Source organism: Methylocystis sp. Sn-Cys (assembly GCF_016745395.1).
GTDB classification, from domain to species: Bacteria; Pseudomonadota; Alphaproteobacteria; order Rhizobiales; family Beijerinckiaceae; genus Methylocystis; species Methylocystis iwaonis.
The window spans coordinates 197,770-213,111 of the sequence record NZ_JAERVJ010000007.1; the positions used below are offsets into that span (position 1 = coordinate 197,770).

General features: G+C 63.9%; 12 protein-coding genes. 5 read left to right on the forward strand and 7 right to left on the reverse strand.

Annotation, left to right across the window (positions count from 1 at the left end; genetic code table 11):
* Positions 1-312: 312 nt before the first annotated feature.
* The gene (locus tag JJT62_RS14650) at positions 313-1,650 is read right to left on the reverse strand and encodes a PAS domain S-box protein (protein WP_202073512.1); all 1,338 of its coding nucleotides are present in this window, start codon (positions 1,648-1,650) and stop codon (positions 313-315) included.
* Between the two features lie 107 nt (positions 1,651-1,757).
* Positions 1,758-2,993: a M48 family metallopeptidase gene (locus tag JJT62_RS14655; protein ID WP_202073513.1), complete on the reverse strand. Its 1,236-nt coding sequence runs from the start codon at positions 2,991-2,993 to the stop codon at positions 1,758-1,760.
* 297 nt (positions 2,994-3,290) lie between these two features.
* On the opposite strand from JJT62_RS14655, the gene JJT62_RS14660 reads away from it, so the two are divergent.
* Positions 3,291-4,310, forward strand: a complete 1,020-nt coding sequence (locus JJT62_RS14660; RefSeq protein ID WP_202073514.1) for a linear amide C-N hydrolase — start codon at positions 3,291-3,293, stop codon at positions 4,308-4,310.
* Between the two features lie 96 nt (positions 4,311-4,406).
* Here JJT62_RS14660 and JJT62_RS14665 read toward each other — a convergent pair whose 3' ends face one another.
* Complete coding sequence (locus JJT62_RS14665) at positions 4,407-5,273, reverse strand: hypothetical protein (RefSeq protein WP_202073515.1); 867 nt, start codon at positions 5,271-5,273, stop codon at positions 4,407-4,409.
* A gap of 74 nt (positions 5,274-5,347) precedes the next feature.
* Entirely contained in the window at positions 5,348-6,403 is a 1,056-nt protein-coding gene (locus tag JJT62_RS14670; RefSeq protein ID WP_202073516.1) for a polysaccharide deacetylase family protein, read from the reverse strand.
* Positions 6,404-6,517: 114 nt separating this feature from the next.
* On the opposite strand from JJT62_RS14670, the gene JJT62_RS14675 reads away from it, so the two are divergent.
* The gene (locus tag JJT62_RS14675) at positions 6,518-7,708 is read left to right on the forward strand and encodes a GNAT family N-acetyltransferase (protein WP_246744912.1); all 1,191 of its coding nucleotides are present in this window, start codon (positions 6,518-6,520) and stop codon (positions 7,706-7,708) included.
* A 356-nt stretch (positions 7,709-8,064) separates the two neighbouring features.
* On the opposite strand, the gene JJT62_RS14680 is transcribed toward JJT62_RS14675, so the two are convergent.
* The 3 genes from JJT62_RS14680 to JJT62_RS14690 form a co-directional block, all read right to left on the reverse strand.
* Complete coding sequence (locus tag JJT62_RS14680; RefSeq protein ID WP_202073517.1) at positions 8,065-8,874, reverse strand: class I SAM-dependent methyltransferase; 810 nt, start codon at positions 8,872-8,874, stop codon at positions 8,065-8,067.
* A gap of 1 nt (position 8,875) precedes the next feature.
* On the reverse strand, positions 8,876-9,628 hold the full coding sequence (locus tag JJT62_RS14685; protein WP_202073518.1) for a class I SAM-dependent methyltransferase: 753 nt from the start codon (positions 9,626-9,628) through the stop codon (positions 8,876-8,878).
* A 105-nt stretch (positions 9,629-9,733) separates the two neighbouring features.
* Positions 9,734-11,815, reverse strand: a complete 2,082-nt coding sequence (locus JJT62_RS14690) for an exopolysaccharide transport family protein (protein ID WP_202073519.1) — start codon at positions 11,813-11,815, stop codon at positions 9,734-9,736.
* A 164-nt stretch (positions 11,816-11,979) separates the two neighbouring features.
* Between JJT62_RS14690 and JJT62_RS14695 the strand changes: the two genes are divergently transcribed.
* From JJT62_RS14695 to JJT62_RS14705, 3 genes are read left to right on the forward strand one after another with little or no spacing between them, the layout of a single operon-like run.
* On the forward strand, positions 11,980-12,576 hold the full coding sequence (locus JJT62_RS14695) for a polysaccharide biosynthesis/export family protein (RefSeq protein ID WP_202073520.1): 597 nt from the start codon (positions 11,980-11,982) through the stop codon (positions 12,574-12,576).
* Between the two features lie 34 nt (positions 12,577-12,610).
* A complete protein-coding gene (locus JJT62_RS14700; protein WP_202073521.1) occupies positions 12,611-13,783 on the forward strand; it encodes a glycosyltransferase family 4 protein in 1,173 nt (390 codons plus the stop codon).
* Positions 13,784-13,799: 16 nt separating this feature from the next.
* Complete coding sequence (locus tag JJT62_RS14705; RefSeq protein ID WP_202073522.1) at positions 13,800-15,338, forward strand: undecaprenyl-phosphate glucose phosphotransferase; 1,539 nt, start codon at positions 13,800-13,802, stop codon at positions 15,336-15,338.
* Positions 15,339-15,342: the final 4 nt, after the last annotated feature.

Sequence of the window (15,342 nt, forward strand, 5' to 3'; positions counted from 1 at the left end):
GTTGCACAAGCGGCGGGCGACGGGTTGGAATTATACGAGATTCGCTTGATGGGCCGCGGTCATTCCCGACGCTCGCAAAGCGAGCGATCGGGAATCCCGTGCAAAACTGGCGCTATCTTGGTCCGCCGTCATTGCGAGGAGCGAAAGCGACGAAGCAATCCAGGGCAGCTATAGCGGCTCTGGATTGCTTCGCTTCGCTCGCAATGGCGGGAGGCTCTGGATTCCCGGTCCGGCTTTCAGCCCGCCGGGAAAGACACGTCCCCATGCGAGCTGTTCAACCGGATCGGATATTACTGGTAGTTCGCCCTTGCCTCACCTTATCGCCTCCAACGGCAGCCGCAGCCGATAGGTCGTCCCCCTTTCCCCGAAATCCAACTCCGCCTCGCCGCCGAATTGTCTGGGCGTCTCCAGCAGGATGAAAGAGCCGAACCCCTTGCGCGTCGTGGCCACGGCGGGCGGGCCGCCGCTTTCCGACCATTGGAAAACAAAAAACGACTGGCCGTCGATGGTCTCGATTTCTTTCTCGATTGCGACCGCGCCGCGCGGCGAGGATAGCGCGCCATGCTTCACCGCATTGGTGACGAGCTCGTGAACAATGAAGGAAATCGCCTGAGCGGCGCGCGCATTGACGGCGATGTCGACGCCCTTTGACGCGACCTGATCCTTGAAGCTGCCGACGCCGATGTCGATCAGCTTGTTCAACGGAATATTCTTGAACATGGATTCGGAGAGCACCGCATGCGCGTCCGCCAGGAGCTGGACGCGCTGCGTCAAAATCTGCGCCGCCTCGACGACATTTCGTCCCCTGGTCAAAGTGCGACGGATGGTGGCGAGAATGACCGCGAAGATATTGCCGACGCGATGCTCCAATTCGCGCGCCAGGATCGCCTGCCGCTCCTCGTGCTGCTTACGCTCGGTAATGTCCGTCACGGTCGCGAGCACCGCCCTTTGGCCGTCCCATTCGATGGGATTGAGCCCAATTTCCAGGGGAAACTCGCTGCCGTCCTTGCGCCGCCCGCTCAGGTCGCGCCCCGCTCCCATGGCGCGCGTTTCTGGCGCCTGCTGGAATTTCTCTCGCAAGCCGACATGGACGCGGGCGACTTGGGCGGGGACGAGAATTTCCACGCCTTTGCCCAACAGCTCGGCGCGCTCATAGCCGAAGAGCCCCTCCGCGCTGTGGTTCAGCCCGATGATTTTCCCGCCGGCGTCCACGATGACAATGCCATTGGGCGCCGACTCGATGAGGGAATGCTGGTTATGCGCCTGGGCGGCGATACGATCGATCGTCTGCTCGAAGAATGAGACGACGGCGGCGACGGCGACGCTGGCGAAGGCGAAAGCAAAGAGCGCCGCCGCCGTCGGCGGCTCGAACGCCCCGACGAATGGGCTGCTGCGGACGAGAAGCCCAATGGCGGCCATCGAGGCCGCCATCGCAAAAAGCCCGACCCAGAATCCGCCGACGACCGCGGCGATCAACACCGCCGGCAGAAACGTAATGAAGTGAACGCCTGCCCCAAGCGCGCCGGCAGCCGACCAGCGAATCCAGGCGGCAATCATGACCGCCGCCAGCGCGACGCCGTAAGCGGCCCAAGGGTTTCGCCGCCTTGCCATCGGCGACAGCCGCGCGCCCAGCGCCGTCTCGATGCTCATCTCTCTCGCCTCCGATGAGGCGAACAGATAGTGGCCAAGCCTGCCGAGGCGAGAGCGCGCGTCGAATTGTTACGCCTGCCGCCGCAGGCCCCGGCTCGCGGGCTTTTTCAGCCCGCCGATCGAAGCTGCGCGACGCGCACCGGCACGGGCGGATGCGAGAAGTAGAACGTCGCATAGAGCGGGTCGGGCGTCAGCGTCGACAGATTATCGCGCGTCAGACGCGTCAAGGCCGAGATCATCGGCTCCTTGCCAACGATCTGGCGCGCGAAATCATCGGCCTCGAACTCATTCTTACGCGAGCGCCAGGCGAGCAAGGGACGCAGCAGATGCGAGAGCGGCTCCTTGGCGAGCAGCAGCGCAATGAGCACGACCCCGGGATCATTGGGCAGGCCGAACCAGCCCGCGAAGGTCTGATTGCCGAATGCCCAATAGAGCGCGGCAAAGCCGATGAAGGCGATGATCGCCGCCTGCAGGATCATCCCGCGCACATGGCCGAATTTGAAATGGCCGAGCTCATGCGCAAGGATCGACTCGATCTCGTCGACGGAGTGTTTCTCCAACAGCGTGTCGAAGAAGACGATGCGCTTGGCTTTGCCGAAGCCCGTGAAATAAGCGTTGCCATGCGCCGAGCGCTTGGAGGCGTCCATCACATAAAGGCCGTTGGATTCGAAGCCGCATTTGGCGAGCAGCGCCTCCATGCGGGCCTTCAACGTCCCCTCCTCCATCGGCGTGAATTTGTTGAAGAGCGGCGCGATGAAGGTCGGATAGATCACGGTCATGGCGACGGTGAGCGACATGAAGGCGACATAGGCGACAAGCCACCAGGTGTCGGGCAAGGCGCCGAGCAGCCAGAACATGCCGTAAAGCAGCGGCGTCCCGATCGCGGCGCCGAGCAAGGCCGCCTTTGCTTCGTCGAGAATGAAGGTCTTCAGCGTCAGGCGATTGAAGCCGAACCGCTCCTCCAGCCAAAAGGCGTTGGTGAGCGAAAACGGCAGCTCCAGAAGATGCCCGAACGCCGCGACCGCGAGCACGAAGACGACGCTGCGCGTCAGGCCCGGCGCGAGAAACTGCGACACGAGCGCATAGAGCGGCGCCATCCAGAGAGCGAGCCACAGGATGGAGACCGCGGCGTCGTAGAGCGTCTCGCCCATCGCGAAACGGGTGCGGGCGATGGTGTAGTCGGCGGCGCGGCGATGTTCGTCGAGCGGGACGTCACGGGCGAAATCGGCAGGCACGGCCTCGCGGTTTGCCGCGACATTGTCGGTCTGCCGCTTACGCAGATAGACGCCCAACGCCGCCGATAGCGCGATGGCCAAACAAATTACAACGCCCATGGCGCTCATTCTGTCCACTCCGGGTTTTTGTGATTTACGTCAAAAATAAGCGTTTCGCGCCAGCTTTGCCAGAGCGGAGTTGCTTACGGCATAGCCGATGTCTGACCGCCTCAGCCTGAACAATGCTTTGCGTTTGTTCACTGAACGGTGATTCAGAAAAAATTGAAGCTTCTTCGCAACTATTGAGCTGGAAACGCCGATAAATGCGCCTGGACGTCGGCCCGACCTCCACGGCGTGGAACGGCTCCAAAGATAGTGTCGCGGGCGTTTTCTTCGTCTCGTCACGCACAAAGGAGGCCGATACTCATGCCGTCCAGAGCAACCGTTGTCGCCGCGGTCCTCGCCACAAGCCTGCTGACGTCGAGCGCTTTCGCCTGTTCCCGAATTTTATGGAACACGGATCAGGCCAATGTCGTCGCGCGGACAATGGACCTTTACATGAGCGACAAGGCGCGGATCGCCGTTTTCCCTCGCGGCGCATCGCATGGCGGACCGGCCGGCATGCCGAACATGCTGTCGTGGAAATCAAAATATGCCAGCGTAGGCGCCACGGCGCTCGATCTCGCCGTGAGTGATGGGCTGAATGAAAAGGGTTTGAGCGCGAATCTGTTGTATCTGCACGACACGAAATATGAAAAGCGCGACGGCCGTCCCGGGCTGACCAATGCCGCCTGGGCGCAATATATTCTCGACAACTTCGCTTCTGTCGAGGAGGCCGTCGAGGCGATGAAGCAGCTCCAGATCGTCTCGCTCGTCGCGGAAGGACGGGAGTGGCCCTTGCACCTGTCTATCGCCGACGCCAAGGGCGACTCCGCCATATTCGAGTTTGTGAATGGAAAACTGACCATCAATCGCGGGCCGGAAACTCTGGTTATGACCAACGAGCCCGCGTTCTCCATCCAGCGGAAAAACCTGCTGCGATACAAGTTGTTCGGCGGGAAGCTACCCATGCCGGGGGACATCGACCCGAAGAGCCGCTTTGTCCGCGCCTCGAGCTATCTCAAGACGCTCCCCAAGCCCGCGTCGCTGCGTGAAGCCGTGGCAGGCGCCTACAGCGTCATCCGAAATGTCGCGGTGCCCTTCGGCGCGCATGACACGTCGGGCGGCGACTCTTCGGATACATGGCCGACGCTTTGGGCCTCGCTCGCCGACCTCTCGAATAAGGTCTACTTCTTCCAGTCGACAAAGAGCGCGAACCTGTTCTGGGTCGATCTCAGCAAGTTGAACGTCGCTGACGGGGCGCCGATCTTGGATGTCGACGCCTATGACGTCAATTTGAGCGGGGAGATTTCCGACAAGCTGAAGCCGTCCCAGTTGAAGATGTAGGCGCGCAACCTCGCGCCGGGCGGATCGCGAGCCTTCAGGTTCGCATTTCCTTAAAGCGCGCCCGAAGGCGCGCGGTCCGTGGCCCCCGGCGCGCCGTCAACGCCCGAGCAGCACGTCCCTGGCGGCGTTGAGCGCCGAGGCGCGCTCCACCGAGCCGCCGTGATCCGGGTGGGCGCGTTTCATTTGCGCGCGATAGGCGCGCTCGATTTCGCGTTTGGAGGCGTTGGAGCCCACGCCGAGAATAAGGCGGGCCTTGGCCTCCGCATTCGAGGGGGCGCTCGGCGGCGGCGACGGCGCCTCGCGCGCGCCGAAGTTGGTCTCGGTCTCCGGCCCGCCCGCGCTGTCGCGGCGCCGGCTATGCGCCGACGGGTCCGGCTTGGACGACGGCGCGCGCCGAGCCGCCTCATGCGCCTCGACGAGGCCGAAGTCTTCCAGAGCCTCTCGCAGCCGGTAACCGAGGTCATGGCCAAGCAAAAGGAAGAACGCGACGAGCATGGCCACGCCGCCGCCGCGCTCGAGAAGCACGATGACGGGCGATAGCTGAGCGCTCCGCCCATTCGCTGCAAGAGATGTGAGCAGATAATCGAGCTTTTGCGCGGAGACTTCGGGAAAGATCCACGTCGCCAAGGCGAGACCGGCGACGGCCGAGGCCCAAAAGGCGTTGGACCAGCCGCGCGGCCGGGGATTGGCGTAACCGCGCCGGCAGCCATAGACGAAGGACATCAGCATGGCGAAAAACCCGCCGAAGGTTTGAAGCCCGGCGAGCGTCGCCAAAGCGCGCCGCTCCGCCGCATTCGCGGCCGCCATCAGCGGAAAATAGCCCTGCTCGGCATAACGCCGCAGCGCTTCCTCATTCGCCGGCAGCGTCGCCATCTCGCCCGGCTGGCTGGTATAGAGCGCAAGGACGCCGAGCAGCGTCAGGCAAACCACCGCCAGCGCCACAGTCAGCGCCGGCACCAGCATGCCGCGGCTCTCGCCCTTCTCGATCTCCCGCCAGGGCGCGTTGAACGGGTCGAAGCTGATGGCCCCCTCCCCCGCTATGCCGTGACGCGCCGGCCGCGGTTCATCACCGCGAAAGGCGCGCCGCTCAGCAATATGTCGAGCGCAGCGAGGCTTTGATGCTTGCCGTTGACCGAGAGACGCGGCAGCGCGTGCAAATAGTCGCGATGCTCGGGAAAGATCATTCCCGGCCGCGTGGTGACGGCGCTGTCGAAGCCAAGCTCCGCTGCAAGCGCGAATTCGCGCGCGCCGGCCGAAGTGGGATCGCCGACCGGGTAGCAGAAATGCTTGGGCGCAATGCCCGTATGGTGCGCGATGGCGTCACGGCTTTCCGCCATCTCGCGCCGCGCATCGGCGGCGTCGAGCTTGGCGAGACGCGCATGCGTGACCGAATGCGCCCCGATCGTCGCAAGCTCATGACGCGCCAGCGCGGCGATCTCGGGCCAATCGAGACAGGTTTCGGCGGTGAGGGCATGAGAGTCGAGGCCCGCCGCCGCCGCGAGCCGAGCAACGACGTCGAGGAGCTGCGCCTCGCCGCCGTCGCGGATCGCCCAATAAATGTCGCCGAAAGCGTCGCGCTTTTCCTGCGCCGTCGCGCAGTTGCGCGCGATCCGCCGACCCTCGACGACAATATCGACGCGCGACTGCCGGCGCAGGGCTTCTTCCATCTCGAGCCACCAGAGCCGCGCCGTTTGATCGGCGAAAGCCGACGTCACATAAGCGGTGAAGGGCGCGCGATGACGCTCCAGCACCGGCAGGGCGTGCTCGACGAGATCGCGATAGCCGTCGTCGAAAGTGAGAACGACAAAGGGACGCTTTGGAGCCGCGTGCGCGCGCAGCACGTCGAGAGCGGCGTCGAGCGAAAGAATATCATAGCCCCGCGCGGCGAGATGGGTCAGCGTGGCGTCGAGGAATTGCGGCGTGATCTCGAGGCCGGCGTTGGGCGCGAAAGCCTCTCCCCGCTCGGGCCGCACGCGATGAAACATCAGTATCGCGCCGAGGCCGCTGGTGAAGGGGGCGGCGAGCCGATGCGCGCCACTGGCCTTGAAAAGCTGCATCCCGGCTTCGATCGCAAGCTCGCGCCAGCTCGCCATGAATCCCTCAACCCACATAAGAAAGCCTTCATAGCTTTAGGGCCAAGGTTCTAACGATCTATTATGCGCCTTGCGGCGATTATCGCACTGGCGAACCTTTCGGCTGCGAGTTTCATGAGACGCATCGTTACGGGGTTGGAGACCATTCGATCAGCGCGCGAAAATCGGCGCGTAAGCGCCGCCGGCTCCATGAGCATCGACGTCTTCGTCACTTTCGAGGACGCACGCGGGGATTGGGCCGAGCTTGCCGAAAAAGCGGTCGTCAGCCCCTATCAATCCTATCGCTTCCTCTCCGCCTGGCACGAGACAATGGGCCGGGCGGATGGCGCGCGCCCGTTGCTCATCGTCGCGCGCAACGCGGCCGGGCGCCCGCTGGCGCTGCTGCCTTTGTGCATCGAGCGCCATGCGGGGCTCGACATTGCTCTTTTCCTCGGCGGGCGCGAATGCAATTTCAATCTGCCGCTGTTGGACCCAGCCGCCGGCTTCACCGAGGCGGACCTGCGCGGATTGCTTCTCGACTCCGCGCAGCGGGCGCCAATTCGGCCGGATCTGATCTATCTGCGCAATCAACCGCGACGCTTCGAGGGTCTGGATAATCCGCTCGCCTTTCAGACGGCCAGGGACAGCGCCAGCTTCGCCTATGGCGCCGCGCTTCCCGTGACAGTCGACGAACTGGCGGCGCGCCTTTCGAAAGATACGCGCAAGAAACTACGAAAGAAGGAAGCCCGTCTCGCGGAGCGCGGCGCGCTCTCCTACGAGCATTGTGCAACGGGACCACGCGCCGAGAAAATCATCGATGCGCTGATCGCGCAAAAATCCGCGCGCTTTTCCGACATTGGCGCAGAAGGCGCTCTCGATATGGCGCGCGTGCGCGCGTTGCTCGAACGCCTGTCCTCCGGCGACGGCGAAGGCGCCATCGAGCTGCATGCGTTGAGCGTCGGCGAGCGCATTGTCGCGACCTATGCCGGCCTCGTGCGCCGCGGCCGTTTCTCCGCCATGCTCAATTCATTCGACATGGACGACGACATCGCGCGCTCGTCGCCCGGAGAGCTGCTGTTGCATGCGCTGATGCGCAATCTCGTCGCGCGCGGCATGACGCATTTTGATCTCGGCGCGGGCGAGGCGCGCTACAAAAACGCCGTCTGCGACGAAACGATCGCGCTTTGCGACGAGGTCATTTCGCTGACGACGAAAGGCGCCCTCGCGGCGCCGCTGTTCTCGGCATTTCTCGGCCTCAAACGATACATCAAACAGAACCCCGAGCTGACGCGCCTCTACCGCAGAGCACGCAGCTTGCTGTCCTAAGCGCGAGCCCGCCATTGCGAGCGCAGCGAAGCAATCCAGAGCCGTGATGTGGCCCTGGATTGCTTCGTCGCTTGCGCTCCTCGCAATGACGGATGATACGAGATCCGCTTGATTTGTTCGGCGCCATTCAGACGCTCGCGCCGTTTGGACACACAGGAAATCGCCGTCATTGCGAGGAGGCGGAGCCGACGAAGCAAGCCAGGGCCGCGTCGCCGCCCTGGATTGCTTGGCTTCGCTCGCAATGACGGGCTCTGAGTAAACCAGCGCTGTTGTGACTCTGGATTCCCGGTCGGGTTTTCAGCCCGCCGGGAATGACACGCGCCCGATGCGAGCAGTTCAAACGGAAATGGTATGACTTACCTGACAGCGACACTGTATAGCACGTTCGTCGTGATTGCCTCGCATCGCTCCAGAAGCGCCAGATTTCTCTCACGCACCCGAGCCAATGTTGCGGCGTCGAGCTGGGCGAGGGTTCCGCGATAGCCGCTTCCCATGGCGATCAGCCACCAATCTTCGGGAGAGCGGATCGGATGGCTCCCCGCTTCCGCGACAATCTCCGCCTCGGCGATCCCGGCTTCAAAAAGCATCTCGCGCAGGCCTGCCGGCGTCGAAATCCGCTCCCACGGATTGAAGCCCCTCAGAAGATCGGGACGCTCGTCGCGGATCGCCTCCCAGAAGGCTGCGTTGGCGGGCTCGAATAGTTCCGGCCCCCAGGTGGTGATGGCCAGCCGTCCGTTTGGGCGCACCATGCGCCACAATTCTCTCGTGGCCGCGACCATGTCGGGAACGAAGAAAATCCCGAACACGCAGACGACGACGTCGAAGCTTGCATCCGGGTAGCCAAGCGACAGCATGTCCGCCGCCTCGAATTCGATATTGCCGAGGCCTTTCTCACGCGCCTTCGTTTTCCCCAAGGCGACGAGGCGCTCGGCAAGATCGACCGCGACGACCTTGCCATGCGGACCAACGGCTTCAGCGGCGGGCAGCGCAGAGCCGCCGCTCCCGCAGCAAACGTCGAGGACGGTTTCGCCCGCCTGCAAGCCGAGACGCTCGACTGTGCGTCGCCCGAAGCGATGCCAGAAAGAGCTGACGGGATGGTCGAAATAATCGGCCGCAGCATTATAGGCCGCAGCGGCCTTGGCTTTCGCCGCTTCCAACTCGGTCACGTCAATCGGTCCGCTCGCCCACCGATACGATCCGCACAGCGACCTGCTGGTGCGCAGGGACGTAGCCAATATATTCGTAGCGCACGCCCATTGCCTCGACGAACTCCATGAAGGCGAGATATTCATGTCGGCGCCAGCCGACATAGTTGAAGAACTCGTCGAAGACCAAAATGGTCCCGGCTACAATTCGCTCCTTGCAGCAATCGAAGACAGTCTTGCTCGACGAATAGAGATCGCAGTCGACGTGAATAAGCGACGCGGGCCCTTCATGCCGCTCGAGGAATTCCGGCAACGTCTCGTTGAACCAGCCGACGACCAATTCGACGTTGGGCGCGACGCTCGGAAGCCCCGCGCGAAAGGCTCCCTTGCCGACATCGGGCCGCCAGTCTTCCGGCAACCCTTCGAAACTGTCGAAACCGAATATCTGCTGCGATGTCTGAGCGGCAAGACGGTTGATGGTCCGGCCGGAGAAGACGCCAAATTCGAGGATCAGGCCATCGACTTCGCGGCGGCGCATCGCCTCGTCGAGCAAAGCGCCGGCATTGGGGAATTTCGCCGCCTCGGGAAGATGCTGGGAGACGAAGATGGCCGTGTCGACTCCCGCAGCGAGCGGCGCGACCGCGTCGAGATTGGCGCCGTCGCAAGGAAACAGGCCCATCCCGAATATGCGCTTGATCTCGGTTTCCACCAGCAGACGGAGCGTCTCGGCGACGTTGGGGGCAGTCGAATGATCGAGCGATTGAGCGTCTTGCACCAGCGTCCCCGCCAAAAATGATGCCGATGATCGCTCTTAGCCGCTCAGCCTGTCGGGAGACTGACCTGCCCGCCGCCACGCGCGCGCGTCGCCGCTCCAATAATATCAGGCGGCGAGTTCATCCACGCTCGCAGCGTCTTCGAGAAGATGCGCATCGGCGCCCTCTTCCGCGAGCGTGGCGCGCAGGGCTTCCGCAGTAGCGTCCCCGCCGAGCACGAAGGCGAGATCGACATGCCAGGCGAGGTCGAGCGCTTGCGTCGCCGACGCTGCGAACACCACAAAGTCGTAAGTATGCGCGACCGCCGCGACAACGAGCGAAAGGTCGTCCCGCTCCGCGCCCTCCGCGACGCCGCCCGGCATCACATGGAGACGCGAGCCGATGTCGCGGTGGATCGCCTCGGCGAAATCCGCCCCGCCCGTCAACAGATCCGACAGACCTTTCGGCGTGCGCCCCGGCGAATGCACGAGCGCGTCCAGGCTGCGGACGCCGGCGTCGGCCGCGACGAGCAGCGTACGTCCGCGCCGCGCGAGGCTGCGACCCAAAGCAATCGCCGTCTCGATCGGCTTGCCGCCTGTCTCGCAAGGCGTCACCAGCACCTTCACGCAGGAGCTGACGGCGCGCGCGCTCTCGATCCGGCGCAAGGCGTCGGCGTCGCTTCTCCGCCAGCCTGTGTCGATTGTCTTGGCGGGCGCAGGTCCGCCGGCAGGAGCCGGGCCGGCCGGCGCCGGCGACGCCGGAGGCGGCGTTTCCGGCGCGTCCTCTTCCGCCAAATCTCGCGACGACATGCGCGCGCGTCCGCTGAGCAATTCCCCGGCGACGACCGCGCCCGCGGAAAGAATGAAAGCGGCCAGCGTTGCAAAAGCCGTGATCGGAATTTTCTTCGGGAAGGAAGGAATCTGCGGCGCCAGCGCGCGCTGGATAATGCGGGCGTCGGCGGGCGTCGCCTTCACGCGCTCTCGCGCCACTGCCTCTTGATATTTCGCCGTCTCGGCTTCGAGCTGATCTTTGAGGAGCCGCGCGCCGCGCTCGAGATCGCGCAGCTTCACTTCCTCCGAGCCGGCGGCGCCGGCGACGCGCTTTTGATCTTCGAGGGCGCGGGTAAGATTTTCGACGCGCGCCGAGGCGATGCGGGCGTCGTTTTCGAGCGTGTGCGCCGTGCGCTCTGCGGCGGCGCGCCATTGCATATCGAGATCGGAGAGCTGCGCGTTCAGCTCCTTGATGCGCGGATGCTGTGGCAGCAGCGTGCGCGACTCCAGCGCAAGCTGTGCGCGCAAGGCGACCCGCTGCTCGAAGATACGGCGCATGACTTCATTATTGGCGACGTCCGGAATCTCGCCGATGCGGTTCTGCCGCAGCATGTCGCGCAGAAGATTGGCCTTCGCCTGCGCATCCGCCTGCGCGCCGCGCGCGATGGAAAGCTGATTGTTCAGCTCGCCGAGCTGCTGCGTCGGAATGACCGTATTGTTCGAGCCGACGAGAAGACCGGTTTTGGCGCGATAATCCTCGACTTTGGCCTCGGCCTCGGCGACGCGCGTATGAAGATCGGAGACGAGCGTGGCCAGCGACTGCGCGGCCGAGCGCGCCAGATCGCGCTTCGCTTCCTGCTGCATTTCTATATAGGCGTCGGCGACGGCGTTGGCGCCGCGCGCGGCGAGGTCGGGGTCGCGAGACGAGAATTCGATGGAAAGAACGCGCGTCTTGGTCGGCGAGAGCACGGCGAGCTTTTCGCCGAATTTTTCCAAAATGCGGTCCTCGGGCGACATGCGCGTGGGATCGCGCACGATGCCGAGCAAAACCATCACGCGCGTGAGCGCCCCCACGCCATTGGCGAGCGGATCGAACTCCTGATTTCCCTGCAGGCCGAGCTGCTTGATCACGCGGCGCGCAAGGTCGCGCGAGGTGAGGAGCTGAATCTGGCTCTGCACATCTTCGGCGTCGGGCTCGGAGGCGGCGACGCGCTCGCCCTTGTCGACGCGCGTAAAAAAACTGTCCTGATTTTCAAGAAGGAGCTTGGCGTCCGACGTGTAGCGCGGCTTCACGAGATTGACGAAGGCGAACGCGCCGACGAACGCCACGAGCGTCGGGCCGATCACCCACCACCTTTTTCTGGCGAGCGCGCGGCCGATTCCGGACAGATCGATCTCGCCTGTCGTGGCCTCTGTTTCTGATGGAACGCCCGAACGCATGGCTTACTCCGAAGATGAAGCGTTGAGGTCATACGAAATTATGGTTGAGGCGGGGTTAAGCCGCGCCCGGCCGGCCAGGTCAAAGTTTGTTAACCATGAAGCAATAAAAGGAAGCCGTCGCCCTGCGGCGGTCTTTTGATTTGTTTACAAGGCACGGAACCGAAATGGCGAAGATACTCGCCTCGAAGAGGGTCGCCCGCAAGACGCTTGCCTTGGCGATGGCAATGATGACGAGCGCTTTTCTGTCGTCCTGCGCGGCGCCTGGCACTTATCGGGGGGAGCTCCTCGTCGCCACCGCCGACGCCCCCTACACCCTCGCCGCCGGCGACAGGTTGCGGGTGATCGTTTTCGGCCAGGACTCGCTTTCAAACAGCTATTCGGTCGATGGCGCGGGGCGCATCGCCATGCCGCTCATCGGGTCCGTGCCCGTGCAGGGCCGCACCGTGCCCGACGTCGAGCGCGAAATCGCCGCCCGGCTGCGCAACGGCTTCATCCGCGAGCCGCGCGTTTCCGTCGAGGTCGAAGCTTTCCGGCCCTTCTTCGTGCTCGGGGAAGTGACTACCGCCGGCCAATATCCCTTCCTCGAGGGCATGACCGCACGCACGGCCGTCGCCATCGCTGGCGGCTTCAGCCCGCGCGGCTATCAAGGCGGCGTGGACATCACGCGCATGATCGACGGCTATCCCGTCACCGGCCGCGTGCCGCTCGATACGCCGGTCAGGCCCGGCGATACAATCACTGTCAAAGAACGAATTTTCTAACCGAAAGGGCGGTTGTGGCCCCTTGCGAAACAATATGGATGGACATGAGGCGCTGCGCGTTCTGCATGTAATGCGCGCGCCGGTCGGCGGCCTGTTCAGGCATGTCGCCGACCTCGCGCGCGCGCAGGCGCAGGACGGCCATAGCGTGGGCGTTGTCGCGGATTCTCTGACCGGCGGCGAGGCTGCGGCGCGCGCGCTCGCCGAGCTTTCGCCCCATCTTGCGCTTGGAATAAGCCGCTTTCCGATGCGGCGCCTGCCCCACCCCGGCGATCTCGTGGCGGGCTGGCGGATTGCCTGCCTGATCCAAAGCCTGTCGCCGGACATCGTTCACGGGCACGGCGCCAAAGGCGGGCTCTATGCGCGCCTTCCGGCCTTGGCGCCCCTGTTTCCCAAGCCGGCGCGACCGCTGGCGCGCGTTTACACGCCGCATGGCGGAAGCCTACATTTCCGCACGAGCACGCTTTCCGGACAAGTTTTCTTTACCGCCGAGCGCATAATGGGCCGCGTGACGGATCTGATGCCATTCGAGAGCGATTTTGCGCGGCGGCGCTTCCATGAAGCGGTCGAGCCGCCGCGCGCGCTGACGCCCGTCGTCCACAACGGTCTCGCGCCGAGCGAATTCGAGCCGGCGCTTCCCGCGCCTGACGCCGCGGATTTTCTGTTCGTCGGCGAAATTCGGGCGGCCAAGGGCGTGGAGGAATTGCTTCACGCCTTTCGCGCTCTGCCCGACCATCTCAGCCTCGCGCTCGTCGGCTCCGGACCGGACGAAGCCGCCTTTCGCGATTTGTCCGATCGCCTCGGCCTCACGCCCCGCGTCCGCTTCCTCCCGCGCATGCCCACGCGCGACGCGCTGCGTTGCGGCCGCATTCTTATTGTCCCCAGCCGCGCCGAGTCTCTGCCCTACATCGTCCTGGAGGCCATCGCGGCAAGAATCCCTGTCGTCGCGACCAATGTCGGGGGCGTGCCGGAAATCTATGGGGAAGAGGCGCATCGCCTCGTTCCGCCGCATGATGCGCCTGCGCTCGCAGCCGCCATGCGCGAGATGCTGGAGACGCCGCCCGAGGCGCGCGCGGCGCTCGCCCAACGCATGGCGGATGTCATTCGCGCGCGCTTCACTGTCGCCTCCATGAATGAAGGCGTGCTGCGCGGGTATCGCGACGCGCTCGCGTCTGCGCGCATGCGCGCCTCACCTGGCGGCGTTTTTTAAATTTGGAGAGAAAGAAATGGGCGCTTTTGCCGCCGGCGACATGAAGGGCGGGCCTCATGATAAAGACCGCGCCGACAAGGAGACGAGCGAGAAAGCCTCGTTGAGCCCGACGCTGGCGGAAATCGCCAGCAACAGCACGCCCGGAAAGGCCTATTCGCCGATTGTGCTCGCCGGGAGCGTGCGGCTCATCGAGCTCGTCGTGCTTCTTGCCGCCGGCGTTCTGGTCCACGAGCTGCATGTCGCGCCGAACTGGGGAAGGTCGCTCGACTATTATCTGGTGATGCCGGCGATGGCGCTGGTGGCGGTCGCGGCCATGCAGTCTTTGGGGCTTTACTCGACGGCGTCCTTCCGCGCGCCGATCCGCGACGGGATGAAGGCCGCCGCCGCCTGGTCGCTCGTCTTCATCTTCGCCCTTGTCGTCCTGTTCTTCTTCAAGCTCGACGATTCTTTCTCGCGCGTCTGGCTCCTCGGCTGGTATGCGCTCGGTCTCGCGCTGCTTGCCGGCGAGCGGCTGGCGCTTTCCGTCATTGTCCGCGTCCTCACCCGCCAGGGCAAGCTCGAGCGCCGCACCGTGATCGTTGGCGGCGGCGAACTGGCCGATCCGGTCCTGCGGGAGCTTGCGGCGCAGGAAAGCGGCGATCTGCGCATTCTCGGCCTTTTCGACGACCGCGCCGACGCGCGCTCGCCCGATGTCGTCGCCGGCTATCCCAAGCTCGGCGCCGTCGCTGATCTCGTTGACTTCGCGCGTCATACGCGCATCGACCTCATCATCTTCACTTTGCCGATCACGGCCGAGGAACGCATTCTGGAGATGCTGCGCAAGCTCTGGGTGCTGCCGATCGACATAAGGCTGGCGGCGCACACCAACAAGCTGCGCTTCCGTCCGCGTTCTTATTCCTATATCGGCAATGTTCCGGTGATCGATATTTTCGACAAGCCGATCGCGGATTGGGACGTCGTCCTCAAGAATATCTTCGACAGGGTCGTCGGCGCGATGTGCCTGATCCTCGCCGCGCCGATCATGGCGCTCATCGCCATCGCGGTAAAGCTCGACTCGCCCGGACCGATCCTATTCAGGCAACTGCGCCACGGCTTCAACAACGAGAATATCGAGGTCTACAAGTTTCGCTCGATGTATGTCGACAAGCTCGACCACTCTGCGGCGAAACAAGTGACCCGCAACGATCCGCGCGTTACGCGCGTTGGCCGCTTTATCCGCAAGACCTCGCTCGACGAACTGCCGCAGCTCTTCAATGTGGTGTTCAAGGGCAATCTATCGCTTGTCGGCCCGCGTCCGCATGCGATCATCGCGCGCGCCGCCGAGCACGTCTATGAAGAGGTCGTCGACGGCTATTTCGCCCGCCATCGCGTCAAGCCCGGCATCACCGGCTGGGCGCAGATCAACGGATGGCGCGGCGAAACGGACACGCCCGAAAAGATTCAAAAGCGGGTCGAATGCGACCTCTATTACATCGAAAACTGGTCCATTCTGCTCGACGTCTATATTCTGGCGATGACGCCATTCGCGCTCCTCAAGGCTGAAAACGCCTATTGAGCGC